Origin of the sequence: Arthrobacter sp. M4 (assembly GCF_020251205.1) — a bacterium.
Lineage (GTDB): Bacteria > Actinomycetota > Actinomycetes > Actinomycetales > Micrococcaceae > Arthrobacter.
The window spans coordinates 493,322-511,418 of sequence record NZ_JAIWYX010000001.1; the positions used below are offsets into that span (position 1 = coordinate 493,322).

Genomic DNA, 18,097 nt, shown 5'->3' on the forward strand with positions numbered 1-18,097 from the left:
GGATGCCCCTGCGTATTCATGCCCGCTCGCTGCGGACAACGAACTCTTCCAGGCGGGACCACATTTCCGGCGCATTCGAGTACATCGGAAAGTGGCCACTGTGGGAGATCTCCGCCAGTTCCACGCCTTTCTCTGCCAGGATGTCCAGGTAGGACAGGGTGTTGTTCTGCACGCCGTACATGTACATGCGGGGGAACGGCAGGGCCAGGAAGCGGTCCATGAGGTTGCCGTGATCGGACAGTTCCACCATGGATTCGAAGATCGGCCGGACGGCGCTGGCCCGCACCTTGTGCGGCAGGCTCGCGGCATACAGGCTGCTCGAGAAGTAGCGGGACTTCCACACGCGGTCCTGGAAGTCCTTGAAGAAGTCCTCCGGGTCCGGATGCGCGTGGCTGATGATTTGGCGGCTCAGGAAGCAGTCTTCCGGCGTCACGTTGCCCTCAATGTCCACAAAGCTGACAACCCGGGAGGGCTCCTGGTCGGCCAACAGCAGCGCCGTCAGTCCTCCCATGGAATGCCCCACCAGGTGGAACCGGTCGATCCCCTTGAACCGGAGCACTTCGAGCGAAACGGCCACGAGGAACGGCACGGAGATCGCGTCCAGCTTGGAGCACACGGTCGCTCCGCATCCTGGTGCGTCGTAGGCAAGGATGGGATGGTCGGCGAGCCCTTCCCGCTGGATGACGTCCGCGTAGTCTTCCTTGGTGGACCCGAAGCCGTGGAGGAAGACCAAAGGGAGCCCGCTACCGCCGCGGGACATTCCGGCGACTTCGACGTCGGTTCCATCAATCGTGAGCTGGGCTGTAAACGGCTCAAGTTTGTTGACGGTCACGAAAAATCCTTCACAGCTTGAGCGAACCGTCGCAATCCCTCGTCCAGGCTCGCGACGTCGGTAGCGAACGAAATGCGCACGTGGCCCTCGCCGGACGGCCCGAACTCTGTGCCGGAGCGGACCAGCACGCCGGCGTCGGCGAAGCGTGCCACCATCTCGTCCGACGAGAGATCCGACGCGATGCGCGGGAAGGCGTAGAAGGCACCCTGTGGTGGGAGCATCTCGACGCCGGAAATCCCGCTGAGTGCCTTCAGCACCATGTCGCGGCGTTCCTGGTAGGACACTGCCGCGTCCCGAAGATCGCGGGAAGGTGTTTCCAATGCAGCCAGGGCCGCGTCTTGGACGAAGGTGTTCAGGGGTCCGTTGATGGTCCGGTGGATCAGGTTGATCTTGTCCGCGTGTGCCCCGTCCGCCACGACGTAACCCAACCGCCAGCCCGTCATCGCGTAGGTCTTGGACAGCGTGCCGCAAAAAACCACCTGTGAGGTAACCCCGGGCAGGTCCAAGGCGGAGGCGAACTCCAGGCCGTCGAACATGATGCTTCCGTAGGCCTCGTCGGAGAGCAGCAGCAGTTCGGGATTCATGCCCAGGATCTCGCCGATCCCTGATAAGTCCGAGGTGGAATACACGCGACCGGTGGGATTGCCCGGATTGCAGAGGATGATCATTCGTGCCGAGGATGCTTCCTCGCGCAGGGTGGTTAGGTCCAATGAGCCATCGCGCCTGGCCGGAACCCAGACCACCTCGGCACCCACCATGGCTGCGTGGTCTGCATACAGTGAATACGTTGGCTCAGGAATCAGCACCCGATCGCCGGGCACAACCAGGGCAAGCATCGCTGATGCGAGCCCTGCAGTGCCTCCGTGGGTCAGAACGACTTCCCGGGCTGTAGTGGGCCGGGCATGCTCTGCCGAGATCTTTGTGGCGAGGGCCTCCCGCAGTGCGGGGGCGCCGGTCATGGGTGAGTACCGGGTGCGTCCTCCAAGCAGGGAACGGACGGCAGCGTTGACAATCGGGGCGGGAGTGCCGGCGTCGGGCTCTCCCATGGCGAGCGAGATGGCGCCGGGGGCCGCCGCCCCCAGGGTGGCGGGGCGTCGGCTGGATCCAGCGATGCGCTCCGCTGGCCCCGCCGGTGGGCGTGAAGTGTGGATGGTGTTCACGTGGTTCCTGGAATCAGAGCGAGTAAAGCTCAAGGGTGGCTTTGCCGTTGCTGATTTCGGCGAGGATGCGCTGCTCATCGGCGACGCGCTGGTCAGCCTTATCGAGAACCGTTTCCGCGGCGGCCGCGGGCAGGACGACCACGCCGTCGGAGTCGCCGACCACCAGGTCGCCGCCGCGGACGGTCAGGCCACCGACGCGCACCGGGGAGGAGAAGTCGCCGGCGTAATCCTTGGCGGTTCCGACCACCGTGATGCTTCGTGAAAACACGGGGAAGTTCATCTCAGCCATCTCGTCTACGTCGCGGACGCCGCCGTCGATCACCAGTCCCGCGATGCCGCGGTGCTGGGCGGCCGCGGCGAGGATTTCGCCCCAGTGGCCGTGTTCGGCGCCCTGCATGTCCACCACCAGTACGCTGTCGGCCGGTGCTTTCAGCACCGCGTGGTGCAGCGCCAGGTTGTCACCACCCACGCCGCGGACGGTGAAGGCGGGCCCGGCGACCTTGGCGCCGCGCCATGCCGGCTTCAGGCCGGGGTCGCAGGCACACGGCAGTTTGGAGGCTTCATAGAGGGTGGCGGCGGAGTGTCCGCGGGCTGCATTGCTCATTTGTTGCCCCACTGAAGATCGTGGTAGCCGAGGTCCTTGCGGGCCTGGACCAGGGTGGAGCCAGCCTTGACGGCTGCGACGATACGGGCCTCGGTGTCCTCGATCCGCTCCGCGATGTCGGCCACTTGTTCGGCGTAGGCCTGCGGCACTGCCAGGGCACCGTCTGCGTCGGCGCAGATGATGTCCGACGGTGCGATGTGCACGTCGTCGATGGTTACCTCGGTCTGGACTGCCACGAGCTGTACGCGGTCCTTGCCCGTGCGCATGAACTTGCCCCGGCTGAACAGCGGGTAGTTTTGCTGCAGTGAGGTCGCGATATCCCGGCAGACACCGTTGATGATCGTTCCGGCGATGCCGCGGTCGGCCGCGACCTCCGTCATGATGCCGCCCCACACCGTAACGTCGGTGCGGCCATCGTTGTCGATGACGATGACGGCACCCGGCGGGACGTCGTCGAGGAAGTCACCGACGCTGCCGCGTGCCCCACCGGCAGGCGCGTACTGCACGGTGAACGCCGGGCCTGTGGCGCGGAAGCCGTATGTCAACGGCGAAAGCCCGTGCAAGGTTCCGTGCAGGCCGAGTGAGTCCATGGCGTCGGAGATGGACGCTGTGGGGATGGCCGCGAGGCGTTCGATGACGCTCGCCTTGGTGTTTGTGTTCATCAGTGTTCCTCTGTAACTCCGGCCAGGCGCGTATCGAGCATGGCTTCGTGAAGGGCGACGCCTGCCCGAATGTCGGCGGCGATGGCTTGTTCGCGGGCGGCAACGCCCTGGGCGCGTTCCAGCACGTCTTCGAGGTGGCTGCTGGGGACAACCACGACGCCGGTCTCGTCCGCCAGGACAAGGTCACCGGGGGTGACGGTCACCTCCCCCAGCTGAACAGGCTCGCCGGATGAGCGCTGCTGCAGCCTGCCACGGGCAGTTGCTGGGATCCGGCACTTGGCGAAGACAGGGAATCCGATTTCGCGTGCTTCGTGGACATCGCGGCAGGCCCCGTCGGCCACCACGCCGCGGGCGCCCTTCAGTTTGGCGCCAAGGCTGAGGAGACCGCCCCAGCAGGACACATCGGTGCGGCCCTCGTTCGCCACAACGATCACGTTGGTGTCATCGGCATCGGCCACTGCTGTGGTTCCGATGTGCGCGCCCGAGGGGCCCGGGACGTAGGGCTCCAACTGGACTGTCAGGGCGAACCCGACGATCTTCGGAGTGCCCCAGACCGGCAGGAATCCTGCCTGTCCGGGAGGGAGGTCGAGTGCGTCCAATGCATCTGAGACGGCGGCCGAGTCCAGCGCCGCGTACTGCTCCAGGAGCGTTGTTCGTGAAGTCATGCTTCCAGTCAACACGGCACGATCGATATAGTGAAGGTCTAGTTTTGTCTTGCTGAAAGAGGAAGAGCGACTGAATGAGCGTCGAAGTGCGCCAAGCTAGATACTTCATCGCAGTGGCCGAGGAACTGCACTTTGGGCGGGCTGCCGGGCGCCTCAGCATGTCACAGCCACCGTTGAGCCAGGCAATCCTTCAACTCGAGCGGCAACTCGGCACAACCCTTCTGCAGAGATCGAGCCGAAACGTCCTATTGACCGAAACCGGAAGCATCTTCCTTGAGCAATGCCGGCTCCTCGTCGGCGCATCTGAGCGCGCCCAGGAGGCCGCCCAGATGGCCAGTTCCGGCCTCACAGGAACCCTGCGCATTGGAGCTGTCACCTCAGCCTTTAGCGAAGTACTCCCGGAGATCCTTGACCGCTTCCGCGCCTCGCGCCCCCTCGTGGAACTGCGGGTCCAAGAGATCGACTCCCACCATGGTCGGGACGCCCTCGGCAGGCGTGAAGTCGACGTTGCCGTCATCCGGCATTCAGAAACAGGCCGCGAACTCATCTCAGTCCCGCTGCGCAGGGACCACTTCGTAATTGCCATGCCCAAAGACCATCCGCTCGCTGCCGAAGCGGGGCCAGTCGGCCTATCGGAATTTCGGGGCGACTCCTGGGTCTGGCTCCCCCGATCCATCTCCCCCGATTATCACGACGAGCTCGTTGCAGCATGCAGGCAGGCAGGCTTCAGTCCCAACGCACAGCACTATGCCAACTCAATCAATTCACAGCTCGCGATGGTCAAGTGCGGCCTCGGAGTAACGCTCGCGCCAGCGTCCTCCGTTCGTCTCCAGCCGGATGACCTGGTCTGGCGGGACATCAAGGAGCGCGCGGACCTGGTGGAGCTCTCCATCGTCAGCCGAGCCGAAGCGAAGGAGCCCTTGGTGGAACATTTCATCAGCTGTGCCTCCCCAGACCGCTGAGCTATTGAGCAGGGCACGTTTGGTAGTGGAGGCGCCGTCGGGAACCCGGCCGGTCAGCGGCTGCTTCCCGACGGTGCTCAATCCAATCGCCCGCCTCGCTTTGCGCTGACCGCCAGGTAGTGACTGCGGAAGGGAACATCATCAGCACTACAGGCGTCTTCGTACGCCCGCCGCCCTTTTGCCTGTATCAAGGCTGCAACATGCAGCCATCATGTGTGCTTCTAGGTGCTCGTGTGCGTCAGGCCGGCGCAAGAGCATGAATTCTCCTTTTCGGTGGTCAAAGCAAAGGGCAGGTGCTTTCCGTTTCCCCGGAGAAGCACCTGCCCTTTGTTAATACGTGTTACTTGCCTAGGCCTTGGCTTGAGGATCCTTGGCGCGGCGGCGAACCACCGCTGTGGATATTGCGCTGGCGGCCAGAGCGCCTGCGCCGACCAGCGACCACAGGATCAGGTTGGAATCGGCAGCGGTGTTGTCCTGGCCGGTTGCGGTGCCAGCGGCGGTAACGCTGGAAACAGCAGCGAAACCGGAGTTACCCTTGCCGTTGCCTCCGCTGTGGTTGCCGCCGCCGTTGTTGTTGCCTCCGCCATTGCCGGAATTCACAACCACGGCTGCCGAGCGCGTGGTGCCGGACGTGGCGCCGATGGCGCTGATCAGGTAGTTGCCACCCTCCGTGAAGGTAATGCTGGTGGAGAAAGCGCCGGTGCCGTCAGCAATGACGCTGAAGTTGGACGGAGCGGGCCGCTCGCCGTCCGAATCCTTCTTTCCTCCGGTCCGCTGGAACGAGACGTTAATGGTTTCGCCGGCGATGTAGCCGCTGCCGGAGAAAGTGATGGATTCACCTCGATTAATGGTGCCGTCGGAAACGAGTCCGTGCTCATTTCCCGGCGCCGGGTAGGTGGTTGCCACAGCTGGAGCGGTGCCAGCCAGTACCATTGTTCCGGCAAGTGCAAGCGCTGCAAAAAACTTCTTCATTTGTCCCCCCTGAGACGAATTACGAAATTCGCATCTTGGTGGGGATACAAATCCCCACGCAATAGCGTGCTGAAATCCCAACATTCCAGCCAGTGACGACGCTATCATTCACAGCTTGCTTCAGCGGCGTAAGTCCCGAGTTCTTACACAGGGTTAACCTGCGGTCTATCTGGTCAATTCGCAGCCAGGAGAAAATCGAACACATCATCACAGTTCAAACGTCGTATGCACATTCGTGATACTCCTGCAGTGCCGCCAAAGGGGCGGCGCTGCAGTTTTCCCGGCGGAAACTATTGGCCCCTGGTACCGTCCCTGCGATAAATTCAGCGCGAAGCTGACCTGCGCAGAGCGGACCGGTCAAACCTTCCATAGAGTCGTATTAGATCGCAGGCCGCGGCCCCCACCGACGCATAGGACCCAGAAAGACCGGTTCACGGATTGTCAGACCCTTGGTTCATCCTTTTCCTCATGGACTAACTACGAGGAAGATATGGGTGCGTTTATGAAGGTTGCTGGCCGGTTCCTGAAACTCATTGTCACCTTGGTCATCACCACGGAGGTAGCGGCCGTTTCGTTCATCTGGCTCACACCACCGCGCACCTCCTACATGCTGCAGGAAGGCGGGCCGATTGCTTACCAGTTCGTCTCGATCGACCACATCAGCCGGTATGTTCTGGCGGCGACTATTGCTAATGAGGATCAGCAGCTCGGAACCCGGGAGGGCGCCTTCGACCTGGACGACTTCAACGCCAGAGTCATCGCATATCTGGGGGGCAGGAAAGATCCCAGCGGTTCAACCATCCCGCAACAACTCGCAAAGAATATTTATTTATGGCCGGATCAGAACGCATTAAGAAAGGCACTTGAAGCCGGCCTTGCAGCTGAACTCAGTCTTACTCTGTCGCCGAAGCGCATCTTGGAGTTGTACCTCAATTACGCACAGTTCGGCCCTAATCTCTACGGCATCTGTGCGGCAACCTGGTACTACTTTGGCCATGCACCGTATGAGATGACGCCGTTTGAGGCGGCACAGTTAATTGGCGTGCTACCTATTCCGGAGCGGGTGCGGCGTTTGCAGGACGGAGGAATCTTTCTCAGCACGGACGTAGATAGCTTGGTCTGGAAATACGTCAACGGGGCGGCGAACGTCCGCGTACCCCGACAGCTGGAAGGACTCGGCGGCTGGGAAGCAGCCGTCGCGACAATCGGTATCACCGATCGAGCAGCTGACCATAGCGCAAAGCGGAGCAACCCGGATGCGTGCTCGACTATGCCAGAGGGCGTGCGGCTGATGCTCGCATCGGCTACTCAGTAGCTCGGTAATGAGAGGCACCCTAGATTACTCCTTCGGCAGGGCATCCAACGCCAGACGTCCCTCTCCCCTAACCTGCACCTTTGGAATTTCCTGCGGGGTTAGTCTTTGGACGACGTGGCACCGTGACAGACACCCAATAATGCTCCCGAGCTTGCGGCCCAATGTCTATGTTGCATGCGACCGAGGGGTTATGCTGACGTGTCATGTCCGGGTCCTCCCTGAAATCACGGCTCCTTCTCACGTCGGCGATCCTGACGGGATCGGTGATGAGCTCGGCATTGGTTCCACTTTCCGCCGCTGCCGACGACGACGCACCGCCTGGCGGGTATCCGTCCTGGCAGGATGTCCAGAACGCCCGGCAGAACGAGGCCAGCAAGGCCGAAGAGGTCCACAAGATCGAGGCCTTATTGAGTGGGCTCAAAACGCAGGAAGAAGAGCTGGGAAACGCCGCTGTCAGGTCCGCGGCCGAGTATGCCGCCGCTGCATCGGCGTTGGACGCGGCCCGCGCCAAGGTGGACGCACTCACGGCGCAAGTAGCCAGGGCGGATGCTGCGGCCGCCCGGTATAAGAAGGAAACCGGTGCCCTGGCCGCTCAGGCCTACAAAGCCGGTGGCGCCAACGCGGGCCTCGTTGCCGCCTTGGGCGCCTTGGAGTCCAAGGATGGTCTCCAGCGCCTGGATGTTCTACAGCTGGTGATGGACAGGTCTTCGGTGCTCTTCAATGAGTCCGTTGCGGCCGAGGGCGCAGCGAAGGCGATGGCCGAACAGGAACGGGCCGCGAAGGCAGAAAGAGAACGGCTGGCGGGGGAAGCCAAGGCAAAGCTGGACGCCGCCCAAGCGGCCCAGGCGTCGATGGCGAGGACAATCGCCCAGGAAAAGCAGCACGATCAGGAACTCACCGCGCAACTGGCGTCCTTGAAGGGGACCTCGGCGGCTATCGAGGACCAGTACCGGCAGGGACAGGCGGCCCTGGCTGCTTACCGAGCCGCCCAGGAGGCCAAGCGTGCTGCCGCGGAACGGGCGCGCCAACAGCCTGCCCCCGGTGTTGTTTCCCCCACAATTCCCGGCGGTGCGATCAACGATCCTGCCGCGGCGCAAAATTATGCCGCCGGCCGGCTTGGCTCCTTCGGCTGGGGGACGGACCAGTCCCAGTGCCTGGTGCGCTTGTGGAACAGGGAATCGAACTGGCTGACCAACGCAACGAATCCGAGCTCAGGGGCCTACGGTATTGCCCAAGCCCTGCCGCCTGGAAAGTATTCCAGCGCCGGCAGCGACTGGCTGACTAATTACCGGACACAAATCGAGTGGGGCCTTGGTTACATCCGGGACCGCTATGGCACGCCATGCGTCGCGTGGGACCACGAAACTTCGACAAACTGGTACTGAGCGGCGGCATGAAACAGGCGTCCGGATGAGGCACTAACCCGAGCAACCCGGAAGGTCTTAGAGAGTCTACGCGGGGCCTTGCGCTGGCGCCCGGCTTGTGGTCCTCTGGGTGCATGGACGCGCAGCCTGGCTGGCTCGACGGCCTGATTAGGCTGAACTGGTCCGAGCGCAGACGGCGGGCCCGGCTGAATTCGAGGCTGAGGCCGGTGAGCGGATCCGCCGCCGCGACCCCGAGCTCAACGCTCTGGCGTGGGAGGCTGTACTTGACAGGCCACCAGCCAGCACCTGGCGCACGACGCCGCACTCCCGTCGCCAGCGTACCCTCCGCGGGGTCCTGTTCCCCGTCAAGGATCTCGCGCTCGGGATTCAGGGCCGCCGTTTACTGAAGAGGCCCGATCGTTGTGGGATCCGCACTTAGCACCCCCACCTTGTAGGAGAAACCAATGATCGCCAGACACGTGCGCCGAGTGGCACTGCTTACCATGCTGCCGGCGGCGCTCATGCTCAACATGTCCGGTGCCTCCGCCGCGACGCTCAACCCCGTGGTCGTTGCGAGCGGGCCTAGCCCGTTCTCGTCGTGCACGCTGGGCTCCGCTCCTGGTGCCGTGATTTACCCGAACGCCGAGGTCGAGCCTTGGGTCGCTGTCAATCCGGCCAACTCCAACAACGTCATCGGCGTTTGGCAGCAGGACCGCTGGTCCGATGGCGGCGCGCGAGGCCTCGTAGCCGGTTACTCGATGAACGGGGGCGCGACCTGGAATGAAGTCGCTCAGCCGTTCTCGGCCTGCGCAGCGGGAGGACCTTCCCGCTACGACCGTGCCTCGGACCCGTGGGTCTCGATAGGACCGGACGGCACGGCATACTCGGTATCCATTTCGTTCCAAGCCGTCGGCTTCGACAATGCTGTTCTCGCCTCAACTTCCCGCGACGGCGGAGCAACGTGGACCGCGCCGAAGACCCTGATCGAAGACCTCGGATCTCCGCAGTTCTTTAACGACAAGGAGTCCGTCACTGCTGACCCCTTGACCCCGGGTACAGCCTACGCAGTGTGGGACAGGCTCGTCTCGCCGAACGATAACCCGCGGGCGACGGCGCATGCTTCCGCCTTTAGGGGACCGACGCTCTTCTCCAAGACGACGGACTTTGGAGCCACGTGGAGTTCGCCGACGGTCATCGTGCCCACCGGCAACAAGCAGCAGACCATCGGCAACCAGATCGTCGTCGGCCCGGACGGCACGCTCTACAACTTCTTCGACCTCATTCTGGGAACAGGCAAGAACGGTGTCGGCCAGCTTCACGGGCTCAACGTGGCCTTCACCAAGTCCACTGACAGGGGTGCCACCTGGACGGCGCCGCAGATCATCGCAAAGCTCAACACTGTGGGCGTCACCGACCCGAACACTGGGGCGCCCGTTCGGACCGGGGACATCATCCCCGAGCCGGCGGTTGACCCGGCCACCGGGCAGCTGTACGTGGTGTGGCAGGACTCACGGTTCAATGGCGGGCACTTCGACGAGGTCGCCATCTCGACCTCAACTGACGGCGGTGCGAACTGGAGCGCGCCCGCACGGGCCAACAGGCCCATGGGCGTTCCGGCCTTTACCCCGAGCGTCCGCGTCGCTGGCGGGAAGGTCGGCGTCACGTACTACGACTTCCGGAACCTCACCGTCGGGAACACGAGCACGCTTCCAACGGACTACTGGTTCACTTCCTCCCCAGTGGGCACTCTTGCGCTCGGGGACGAGACGCACGTGTACGGACCGTTCGACATGATGACGGCGCCCGTGGCCCGCGGCTTCTTTGTGGGCGACTACGTCGGTCTGGCCGCCGTCGGCTCATCGTTCGCGTCGCTCTCTGTACGTGCCAACGACGCGAACACGTCCAACCGCACCGACGCCGTCTTCACGGTCATCACGCCATAAGTTAGCCGTCCGCACAAGGCAGACACAGCCTCCCGCTCCGCGCGCCACCGGCTAGGCGGCGCGCGGAGCGGGGTCACTGAAGCGGCTGATGTCCCTCCGCCGTGAGTGGGGCATCAGCCGCTTGGTGCGTTTGTTTGGCTATTTTTCGCAGGCTATGCCGTCGCCGTCGCGGTCCAGTGCCAGCCTGTACCCTGGCTGGCCTGCGTACAGTGGGGCGGCTCCGGCGGCCTTGGCTGCGGTGCAGTTCGCGTAGTACACCGTAGTCGGCGCCGGCGGAGCGGCCGGTGCTGGGGCCACGGAAGCCGGAGCAACCGGGGCCGGTGCGGCGGGTGCGGGAGCGGCGGGAGCCGGCGCGGGGGCGGCAGGGGCTGGTGCAGGTTCCTGCACCGGGGCTGGGGCTGCGGGTGTCCGGGTACAGTGGTTCCCCGGTTTCCGACGGCGACGGGGTCACCGTGGCCGAGGCGGTGGGTGTTGCAGTCGTCTGGACCGCGGTCTGTCCCTTGGCCGACGCCGAGGACGCCTCAAGGTCGGCCTGAGGCCGGGTGCCGGGGCAACGACTGCTCCGACGATGAGGACGATCAGGGCACCGGTGAGAACGAGAGCGCCGGCCTTGCGTCCGCCGCCGACCATTGCCCAGGAGCGCCGCCCTGTGGTTGCCACGATGTACACGACAGCGCCGGGAGCGTCCCCATAACACCAGACGGACTGGGACTGCGCTCCTTCTTTTTGGTACGGGCGGCTCGGTCAGTCGAGGGGAAGCTGCGGGTTCGTCCATGTCATCCACGATTCCAAGGGTGCGATTCATGCAGTCCCGGTATTGGTCCCACGAATGCTCAGGGATGCTGACACCTTGTTTGTTCAGAGATGACGACTAAGGCGCTCAGCTTGTTGGCTTGCCACAGGACCGGATGAACCATGGTCCAGCAGGTCCTGTTTGAGCCTGCGTGGTTGTCATAGCGTGGTCCCCATCAAGGTCTTCGACCTCAGCCTCCCGTTGCTGGCGCCCCAGGAGGAATCCGGGCAACAGCCGAGTGCCGAGCCCCAAAGATGCCTACCCGAGCCCTGAGCGGTGCGCGCGGCTGCGCGCCAATGAGGCTGCGACCACGAGAACCCCCCCCCGACGAAAAGGAATCTTCACCTATGAACCCCACATACAACTTCGAGGGCCAGGTTGCCCTTGTTACCGGTGCGGCCTCTGGCATGGGCCTGGCGGCCGCCCGCCTCTTCGGGGAGGCTGGCGCCGCCGTCGTCCTCGCCGACATCAACCACGACGCCGTGGAGAAAGCCGCACAGACTCTTGTCGATGCCGGTTACCAGGCGCTCGGCATCGGGTGCGACGTGGCCGATGAGGAACAGGCCGCCGCGATGGTTGACCGGACCGTGAAGACCTTCGGTCGTCTGGACATGGCTTTCAACAATGCCGGCATCCAGGTCCCGCCCTCTGACGCGGCTGACGAGACGGCCGAGAACTTCGATCGCGTTAACGCCGTAAACCTTCGTGGCATCTGGGCTGCACAGAAGCACGAGCTGCGCCAGATGCGGACTCAGGGCTCCGGTGCCATTGTCAACTGTTCCTCTCTTGGAGGCTTGGTCGGTCTGCCCGAGCGCGCGGCATATCACGCTTCCAAGCATGGTGTGATCGGCTTGACCAAGTCCGCCGCGGTCGAATATGCGCCCAAAGGCATCCGCATCAACGCCATTTGCCCGGGCGTGATCAACACCCCGATGGTATCCGGCATGCTCGAGACCCAGGCCGATGCTATGGCCGCGATCCTGCGGGATCAGCCCATCGGACGCCTCGGTGAGTCTGACGAGGTTGCCGCTGCTGTCCTCTGGCTGTGCAGCCCGGGCGCGAGCTTCATTGTCGGTGTCGCCCTGCCCGTCGACGGCGGCTTTACGACGCATTAATAGGGCGGGGCCGCGACGAGCGCCAGCGTAATCGCGCGGCGGCAGGGCGTCGTTGGGCGGTCAGACAGGACCTGGCAGGTCCTGGTTCAACAGTCCATGTCTGACCGCAACCATCCGGCGTAGCCTTGAAAACATGGATTTCCGGTCCGAGATCAGCAGCTTCCTCACGTCCAGGCGCGCCAGGCTCACGCCGGAGGAGGCGGGCGTGCCCCTGTACAGCGGGAACCGCCGCGTACAGGGGCTGCGCCGCGAGGAAGTCGCCCATCTCGCCGGGGTCAGCGTCGACTATTACGCCAGGCTTGAACGTGGGAGGATCTCCGGTGCCTCCCGAGAGGTGCTCGAAGCCGTCGCACGTGCGCTGCAGCTCGACCACGACGAACGCGAACACCTCTTCAACCTAGTCCAGATCACACAGCGCCGGTCCACACGGAAGGAGACCTCCAACCGCTCCACGGTGCGGGCCGGCGTGCAGCGTGTCCTTGACTCCATTGAGACCCCGGCATTCATACAGAACGCCCGGCTGGACCGGCTCGCGTCCAACCGGATCGGCCGGGCCCTGTATTCACTTCCGGAGGACGGGTCACGCGATCACTTCAACTACGCGCATTATCTGTTCCTCGACTCGGGGGCACAGAAGTTCCACCGCGACTTCGACAACGCCAAGCACAATGTTGTAGCGCTACTCCATGCCGCGACCGCGCAGGATCCCTACGACAAGGAACTCATCGAGGTTATCGGCACGCTCTCTACTCAAAGCCAAGAGTTCCGTGCCCTGTGGGCCTCACACGATGTCTTCCGCTACCGCTCAGGAATGAAGCTGCTGACCCACGCCGAGGTGGGCGATCTTGAGTTTGGTTACGAATCGTTTGAGTTGTCCACCGATCCCGGTTTGGTCATGCTCGTCTACACCATCGAACCTGGCTCTCCAACCGCGGAGGCCATGCGGCTGCTCGCAAGTTGGAACGCACCAGCCTTCAGCGACAGGGCAAAGACCATAGGGAACACCTGAACAGCGTTCGTTCTGACCGACGCATCGCCCTGAAAGGATCCTCGACTCATAAGACCACGCCTTTGCCTCAGCCACTCGTTCGACGGGTGGCGCGTGCGGTAAGAAGGGCAAGAAGCGATGCAAGAGTCAATACGGCAGCGCTGGCCAGGAAGGTTCCGCGGTACTCAGTCGTGTCGTACAGGAGCCCGCCCAGGGTGGAGCCCATCGCGATGGACGTTTGGACGACGGCCACCATCAAGCCCCCACCTCCCTCTGCGTTGTGCGGCATGGCCATGGCGACCCAGCTCCACCACCCGACGGGCGCCGCGGTCGACATCAGGCCCCACAGCCCCATGAGCACGACGACGGCGGCAAACCATTCGCCGAAAGGCACCAGTGCAGCGGCTATGAGTGCCATCAGCGCCGGGATGACGATGAGCGTGCGGTAGGGACCCTTGCCCAGGAAACGGCCGATGGCTGAATGAGAACGATGATAGCCACACCGATCACTGCCCGGCCCACCATGAAGGGAAGATAGCCCGGTGCCACTGCGATCAGACCACACGAGAGCGCCATCACGGCCGTCAGTGCAAGCAGCAGCGTCTTGCGGTTCGTTCCGCCGGCGAGGTTGGAAATGGACAGGCTTGTCAGCACGGCGAACACTCCCGAGATTGCGATCCCCTGGCCAACCAACCCTTCGGAGACCTGCAAGTCCGCCGCCATCGGAGTGAGCAGGCTGACAGGCATGAACTCGGAAGCCATAAGGGCGAAGACGCACAGGGACATGGCGTAGACGCCTCCCCAGTGGCTGGGGTGCCTCTCTTCCCCTTTGGATTTGCCGACTTCATTAGTCACCGGGGCAGAAATGTCGTGCGACATTGGAACTTCTTTCGGTCTAGCAGCTGATGCAGTGGTGTGTAGGGGCTTTCGTTGCACGCGCTGAACGTAGCCAAGGGCGGGCCACGATAGCTGCTTTGCCGCTGAGCCTTTGACTGACATTTTCGTCAGTCAGCTAACCGCTTTGCTTCCCTTTCGGGGAGACCTCCACCGTCGCCCCGCGGGGACCTGCGGCGACCATGGGTGGAAGATATGGACTGCCGGCGTACTTCGCACGGTAGGCCTCATCAATGAGTCCATTCAGTTCAGGATCGCCCGGGCTGAACTCCACATCCAGGGTCTCTCCCGCTGTGATGATCCGACCGGCGCGCTGCGCCATCGCGGAGCGGTACCACCGCGATCGTTGGCCGTTCCACGCGCGGACAAACAACCGTCCCTCCACCACAACCGACCAGATCCAAGTCGGTGTGCCATACGTGACACCGTCGGCGCGGAAGGGCGCGATGTGCAGATCATCGCTGGTGGTGATCCGATCGAGCGTGCGGAGCCACTTCGTCATTTCGATCCTCCTTGGATCATGCTTCCCGTGAAGTCGGCCAGGGAGCTGAGGAGTTCGGCCTGGAATCGCTCATCCTGAACCGCTTCGTGCGGTGTTTGAAGTTTTTGATGGTGCCAGTAGAGCCCGGTCGAGCCTGCACCACGAATGTCTCCGCCGGACGCGAGCCAGGCTTGGGTAACGTGACCAAGTCGGAGGTCATCACTCGCGCCCGCCCCTCCCATTCGGGTCGGCACCCACCCGGGATCGACCGCGTATGTGGAGACATCAGGCCACAGCCGTCCAGCTGCCGCCGCAAGTGTCGTAACGAATAGCTTGCTGTCGGAATACGAACGGGACGACTGCCCCCCGCTCCAATCCACCCCTGCAAGGTCAGGTCGTCCGCCGTAGTGCATGCTGCTACTGAGGTAAATCAAGCGCTCGGGCCGCTTCATTTCCGCGGTCAGGACGAACGGAGCGACGACGTTCACCGAAAGCAGGGACGAGCCCCCGATTACGCCAGCGTTATGGATCACGGCGTCGAAGCGACCCAAAGCGTTTGCTTGTTGAACCAGCCCGCGCACCTCGTCCAGACTGCCGAGGTCGCCCACGACAGCCTGCGCGCCACGGTCCAATAGATCTTGCACGGCGGCAAGCCGTGCACTGGTGCGTGAATGCACCACAACTGAATGGCCGTCGTCGAGCAGGGACTTAGCCGCCGCGCGGCCGAGACCGTCGCTTGAACCGGTAACCAGGACTCGGGACATGATTCTCGCCTTCCATTGTCGAGGGACGACCCCGAGGCCAGCAGCTGAACATGATCAGACGACGAACGCAGCTCGGCACCGGAGATCGGGGCCGGGGCCCCGGCAGTCATCCCTGGCCTCGCGCCTGGCGAGCGCGGTTTCGCCAGAGTATCGGGAGTCGCAACGACTGCCGAGTTCGCCCCGCCAGCGCTCACGGGCGCAGCAAGACCTTAATAGCCCTGCGCTCGTCCATTGCTTTGTAGGCGTCAGCAGCCTGCTCCAATGGAAGTTCGAGGTCGAAGACCTTACCGGCATTGATTTCGCGCTTCCAGATCATGTCGATCAATTCGGGCAGGAACTGCCGTACCGGGGCGGGCCCTCCGTGGAGGTGGACATGGGAGAAAAACAGCTCGTGACCCTGCAACAGGACATCATGCGACACGCCAACATAACCAACATGCCCGCCGGGCCGGGCGGAACGGATGGCCTGAAGCATGGACTCCTGCGTGCCCACGGCTTCAATCACTGAGTCCGCACCACCACCCCCAGTCAGTTCCCTGATTCGGTCCACGCCCTCGTCCCCGCGTTCGCTAACGATGTGGGTAGCTCCGAACTCAAGAGCCAGCTTCTGGCGCGGCTCGTGGCGGCTCATCGCGATGACTTGTTCTGCCCCGAGCTTCTTTGCTGCCAGCACGCCGAGCAGACCAACCGCGCCGTCGCCAACAACCGCAACCGACTTGCCCGGTCCCGCCTGAGCTGCCACAGCCGCAAACCAACCGGTGCCAAGGACATCTGAGGCTGTCAGCAAGCTCGGGATCAGGTCCGAATCCGGTGTCCCAGGAGTGGCAACCAACGTTCCGTCAGCTAGTGGAACGCGCAGCAGCTCTGCCTGGGCCCCCATGTCGTTCATCCAAACTCGCTGCACACATGATGTCTGGTAGCCGGCCTGACAGTGCTCACACGTGTTGTCGGAAGCGGAAAAGCCCCCAATCACAAACTGCCCAGGCTTCACAGAGACGACGTCAGCGCCAACACTCTCCACGACCCCGACGTACTCGTGACCAATGGGCGACGGCCCGTCAATAGCGTCGTCACCGCGGTATGGCCACAGGTCGGAGCCGCACACACACGTCGCGGTAACTCGGATAATCGCGTCGGTGGGCTCCAGGATCTCCGGGTCCGCGCGATCGTCCACACGGAAGTCGCCGGGGCCGTACATCAAAACACCGCGCATAGTCGGTACTCCTCCAAGACGTTGTTGTTAGGCGGTCGGTCATGTTCGGGTTTCCGCCTGGGCTTTGGGCCCCCTCCCAGCATCCAGACAACCGTCTTTTCATCCACCTAGCGAGACCCTGCCAATGGGTGTACCGGCAGTACATCCCTACCGAGAGCCTTGTGTCGTACCGTTAAAAACGTGGATATCCAGCAGGAAGTCGGTGAGTTCCTCACCTCACGGCGATCAAAGATTACGCCCGAGCAAGCAGGGCTGCCTGGTGGAACCCGACGCCGCGTCCCTGGGCTGCGCAGAAGTGAAGTTGCGGCCCTTGCCGCCATGAGCGTCGAGTACTACGCCAAGCTCGAACGCGGACACGTCGCCGGCGTCTCCCCTACAGTTCTCGAAGGTGTCGCCCGCGCGCTCCAACTCGATGACGTCGAGCGCGCCCACCTGCTGCATCTGGTACAGGCCGCCGACGGCTCAGGATCTCTCGCCAGGCCCCGTCCTCGCCCCAGCACTCAATGGACGCCGTCCGAGAGCCTGCAGTGGACGCTGAATGCCGTCACCGGCGGCCCGGCCTTCGTGCTCAACGGTCGACTGGATTTGCTGGCAGCCAATCAACTCGCCAGAGCATTCTTCGCCGACATGTACACAGACACCTCTACGCCGAACATGGCCCGTTTTCAATTCCTCAACCCGGTCGCCAACCGCTTCTATCCAGATTGGGACGTCATCGCAGACATGACAGTCGACGTCCTCCGCACAGAAGCTGGCAGAAACCCCCACGACAAGGAACTTCACGACCTCGTTGGCGAGCTCTGCACACGCAGCGACGCCTTCCGCACACGGTGGGGCGCCCACAACGTCATTCGCCACGGCACGGGAAGCAAACGCTTCCACCATCCCGTTGTAGGCGACCTCACACTCGCCTGGCAAGGTTCGGCGATTGACGCCGAACCCGGCCTGACTCTCCTCATATACACGGCCGAACCAGGTTCGCCTTCCGAAGAGGCCCTTCGCCTTCTCGCTTCATGGACAGCGCCAGGTCCAGTGACTTCCGCACCCGCGTCGAGCACGCAAACTGATGTGGAACAGCCTGGGAATCCAGCGGCGCGCTAAGGAACCCCGCCTGCCCATACGCATGACTGGCGCTGCACCAGGTAACAACAGCCTGGCATGCTTGTTGCCGCGGTCACCGCATGGGACGAATCCCCGGCGTTCGGCCACAAGCTGTCCGCCACGTGGCACTCGCCAACTCCCGACTCGGCAAGTTTTGGGAGCTGTCAACCATCTCCTCGTGCAAAACGACGTCGTGGCGACCCACATGCGCGGAAGCCGTGCGAGACCGTGACGTGAAACGAGGACGCGCGAGTTTCGACGTCGATCGT

The 18,097-nt window shown here is 63.3% G+C and carries 20 protein-coding genes; 8 read left to right on the top strand and 12 right to left on the bottom strand.

Annotated elements, in window-relative coordinates; genetic code table 11:
- Positions 1 to 16 precede the first annotated feature (16 nt).
- The 5 genes from LD110_RS02260 to LD110_RS02280 are packed head-to-tail and all read right to left on the bottom strand — an operon-like array spanning position 17 to position 3,923.
- Positions 17 to 832, bottom strand: coding sequence for an alpha/beta fold hydrolase (locus tag LD110_RS02260; RefSeq protein WP_225496056.1), 816 nt, complete (start codon positions 830 to 832; stop codon positions 17 to 19).
- The gene (locus tag LD110_RS02265) at positions 829 to 1,992 is read right to left on the bottom strand and encodes a pyridoxal phosphate-dependent aminotransferase (protein ID WP_225496058.1); all 1,164 of its coding nucleotides are present in this window, start codon (positions 1,990 to 1,992) and stop codon (positions 829 to 831) included. Before LD110_RS02265 ends, LD110_RS02260 begins: the two co-directional genes overlap by 4 nt.
- Before the next feature lie 13 nt (positions 1,993 to 2,005).
- Positions 2,006 to 2,596, bottom strand: coding sequence for an RraA family protein (locus tag LD110_RS02270; protein ID WP_225496059.1), 591 nt, complete (start codon positions 2,594 to 2,596; stop codon positions 2,006 to 2,008).
- Entirely contained in the window at positions 2,593 to 3,258 is a 666-nt protein-coding gene (locus tag LD110_RS02275; protein ID WP_225496060.1) for an RraA family protein, read from the bottom strand. Before LD110_RS02275 ends, LD110_RS02270 begins: the two co-directional genes overlap by 4 nt.
- Positions 3,258 to 3,923 carry an RraA family protein gene (locus tag LD110_RS02280; RefSeq protein WP_225496061.1) on the bottom strand — a complete coding sequence of 222 codons (666 nt, stop codon included), beginning with the start codon at positions 3,921 to 3,923 and terminating at the stop codon, positions 3,258 to 3,260. The genes LD110_RS02275 and LD110_RS02280 overlap by 1 nt, the downstream gene beginning before the upstream one ends.
- Before the next feature lie 74 nt (positions 3,924 to 3,997).
- Between LD110_RS02280 and LD110_RS02285 the strand changes: the two genes are divergently transcribed.
- Positions 3,998 to 4,885, top strand: coding sequence for a LysR family transcriptional regulator (locus LD110_RS02285; RefSeq protein WP_225496062.1), 888 nt, complete (start codon positions 3,998 to 4,000; stop codon positions 4,883 to 4,885).
- Positions 4,886 to 5,233: 348 nt separating this feature from the next.
- Here LD110_RS02285 and LD110_RS02290 read toward each other — a convergent pair whose 3' ends face one another.
- Complete coding sequence (locus tag LD110_RS02290) at positions 5,234 to 5,857, bottom strand: hypothetical protein (protein WP_225496063.1); 624 nt, start codon at positions 5,855 to 5,857, stop codon at positions 5,234 to 5,236.
- Positions 5,858 to 6,347: 490 nt separating this feature from the next.
- Between LD110_RS02290 and LD110_RS02295 the strand changes: the two genes are divergently transcribed.
- The 3 genes from LD110_RS02295 to LD110_RS02305 all read left to right on the top strand — a co-directional run bounded on the left by LD110_RS02295 (position 6,348) and on the right by LD110_RS02305 (position 10,479).
- The gene (locus LD110_RS02295) at positions 6,348 to 7,172 is read left to right on the top strand and encodes a biosynthetic peptidoglycan transglycosylase (protein ID WP_225496064.1); all 825 of its coding nucleotides are present in this window, start codon (positions 6,348 to 6,350) and stop codon (positions 7,170 to 7,172) included.
- Positions 7,173 to 7,375: 203 nt separating this feature from the next.
- Entirely contained in the window at positions 7,376 to 8,557 is a 1,182-nt protein-coding gene (locus LD110_RS02300; protein ID WP_225496065.1) for a lytic transglycosylase domain-containing protein, read from the top strand.
- Positions 8,558 to 9,000: 443 nt separating this feature from the next.
- The gene (locus tag LD110_RS02305; protein ID WP_225496067.1) at positions 9,001 to 10,479 is read left to right on the top strand and encodes a sialidase family protein; all 1,479 of its coding nucleotides are present in this window, start codon (positions 9,001 to 9,003) and stop codon (positions 10,477 to 10,479) included.
- A gap of 138 nt (positions 10,480 to 10,617) precedes the next feature.
- On the opposite strand, the gene LD110_RS23805 is transcribed toward LD110_RS02305, so the two are convergent.
- Positions 10,618 to 10,776 carry an excalibur calcium-binding domain-containing protein gene (locus tag LD110_RS23805; protein WP_225496069.1) on the bottom strand — a complete coding sequence of 53 codons (159 nt, stop codon included), beginning with the start codon at positions 10,774 to 10,776 and terminating at the stop codon, positions 10,618 to 10,620.
- A 74-nt stretch (positions 10,777 to 10,850) separates the two neighbouring features.
- Here LD110_RS23805 and LD110_RS02315 point away from each other — a divergent pair, with 74 nt between their 5' ends.
- From LD110_RS02315 to LD110_RS02325, 3 genes are all read left to right on the top strand, one after another.
- A complete protein-coding gene (locus LD110_RS02315; RefSeq protein WP_225496070.1) occupies positions 10,851 to 11,015 on the top strand; it encodes a hypothetical protein in 165 nt (54 codons plus the stop codon).
- A 604-nt stretch (positions 11,016 to 11,619) separates the two neighbouring features.
- A complete protein-coding gene (locus tag LD110_RS02320) occupies positions 11,620 to 12,387 on the top strand; it encodes a glucose 1-dehydrogenase (RefSeq protein ID WP_225496071.1) in 768 nt (255 codons plus the stop codon).
- Positions 12,388 to 12,520: 133 nt separating this feature from the next.
- Entirely contained in the window at positions 12,521 to 13,396 is an 876-nt protein-coding gene (locus tag LD110_RS02325) for a helix-turn-helix transcriptional regulator (protein ID WP_225496072.1), read from the top strand.
- A 67-nt stretch (positions 13,397 to 13,463) separates the two neighbouring features.
- Here LD110_RS02325 and LD110_RS02330 read toward each other — a convergent pair whose 3' ends face one another.
- The 5 genes from LD110_RS02330 to LD110_RS02350 form a co-directional block, all read right to left on the bottom strand.
- Positions 13,464 to 13,793 (bottom strand): hypothetical protein, encoded by a 330-nt coding sequence (locus tag LD110_RS02330; protein WP_225496073.1) that lies wholly within the window; start codon positions 13,791 to 13,793, stop codon positions 13,464 to 13,466.
- On the bottom strand, positions 13,793 to 14,254 hold the full coding sequence (locus LD110_RS02335) for a hypothetical protein (RefSeq protein ID WP_225496074.1): 462 nt from the start codon (positions 14,252 to 14,254) through the stop codon (positions 13,793 to 13,795). The genes LD110_RS02330 and LD110_RS02335 overlap by 1 nt, the downstream gene beginning before the upstream one ends.
- Positions 14,255 to 14,387: 133 nt before the next feature.
- Positions 14,388 to 14,771: a DUF2255 family protein gene (locus LD110_RS02340; RefSeq protein WP_225496075.1), complete on the bottom strand. Its 384-nt coding sequence runs from the start codon at positions 14,769 to 14,771 to the stop codon at positions 14,388 to 14,390.
- Complete coding sequence (locus LD110_RS02345) at positions 14,768 to 15,514, bottom strand: SDR family NAD(P)-dependent oxidoreductase (RefSeq protein ID WP_225496076.1); 747 nt, start codon at positions 15,512 to 15,514, stop codon at positions 14,768 to 14,770. Before LD110_RS02345 ends, LD110_RS02340 begins: the two co-directional genes overlap by 4 nt.
- Positions 15,515 to 15,704: 190 nt before the next feature.
- The gene (locus tag LD110_RS02350; protein ID WP_225496077.1) at positions 15,705 to 16,727 is read right to left on the bottom strand and encodes a zinc-dependent alcohol dehydrogenase family protein; all 1,023 of its coding nucleotides are present in this window, start codon (positions 16,725 to 16,727) and stop codon (positions 15,705 to 15,707) included.
- Between the two features lie 180 nt (positions 16,728 to 16,907).
- On the opposite strand from LD110_RS02350, the gene LD110_RS02355 reads away from it, so the two are divergent.
- Positions 16,908 to 17,828, top strand: coding sequence for a helix-turn-helix transcriptional regulator (locus LD110_RS02355; RefSeq protein WP_225496078.1), 921 nt, complete (start codon positions 16,908 to 16,910; stop codon positions 17,826 to 17,828).
- The last annotated feature ends 269 nt before the right edge of the window (positions 17,829 to 18,097 follow it).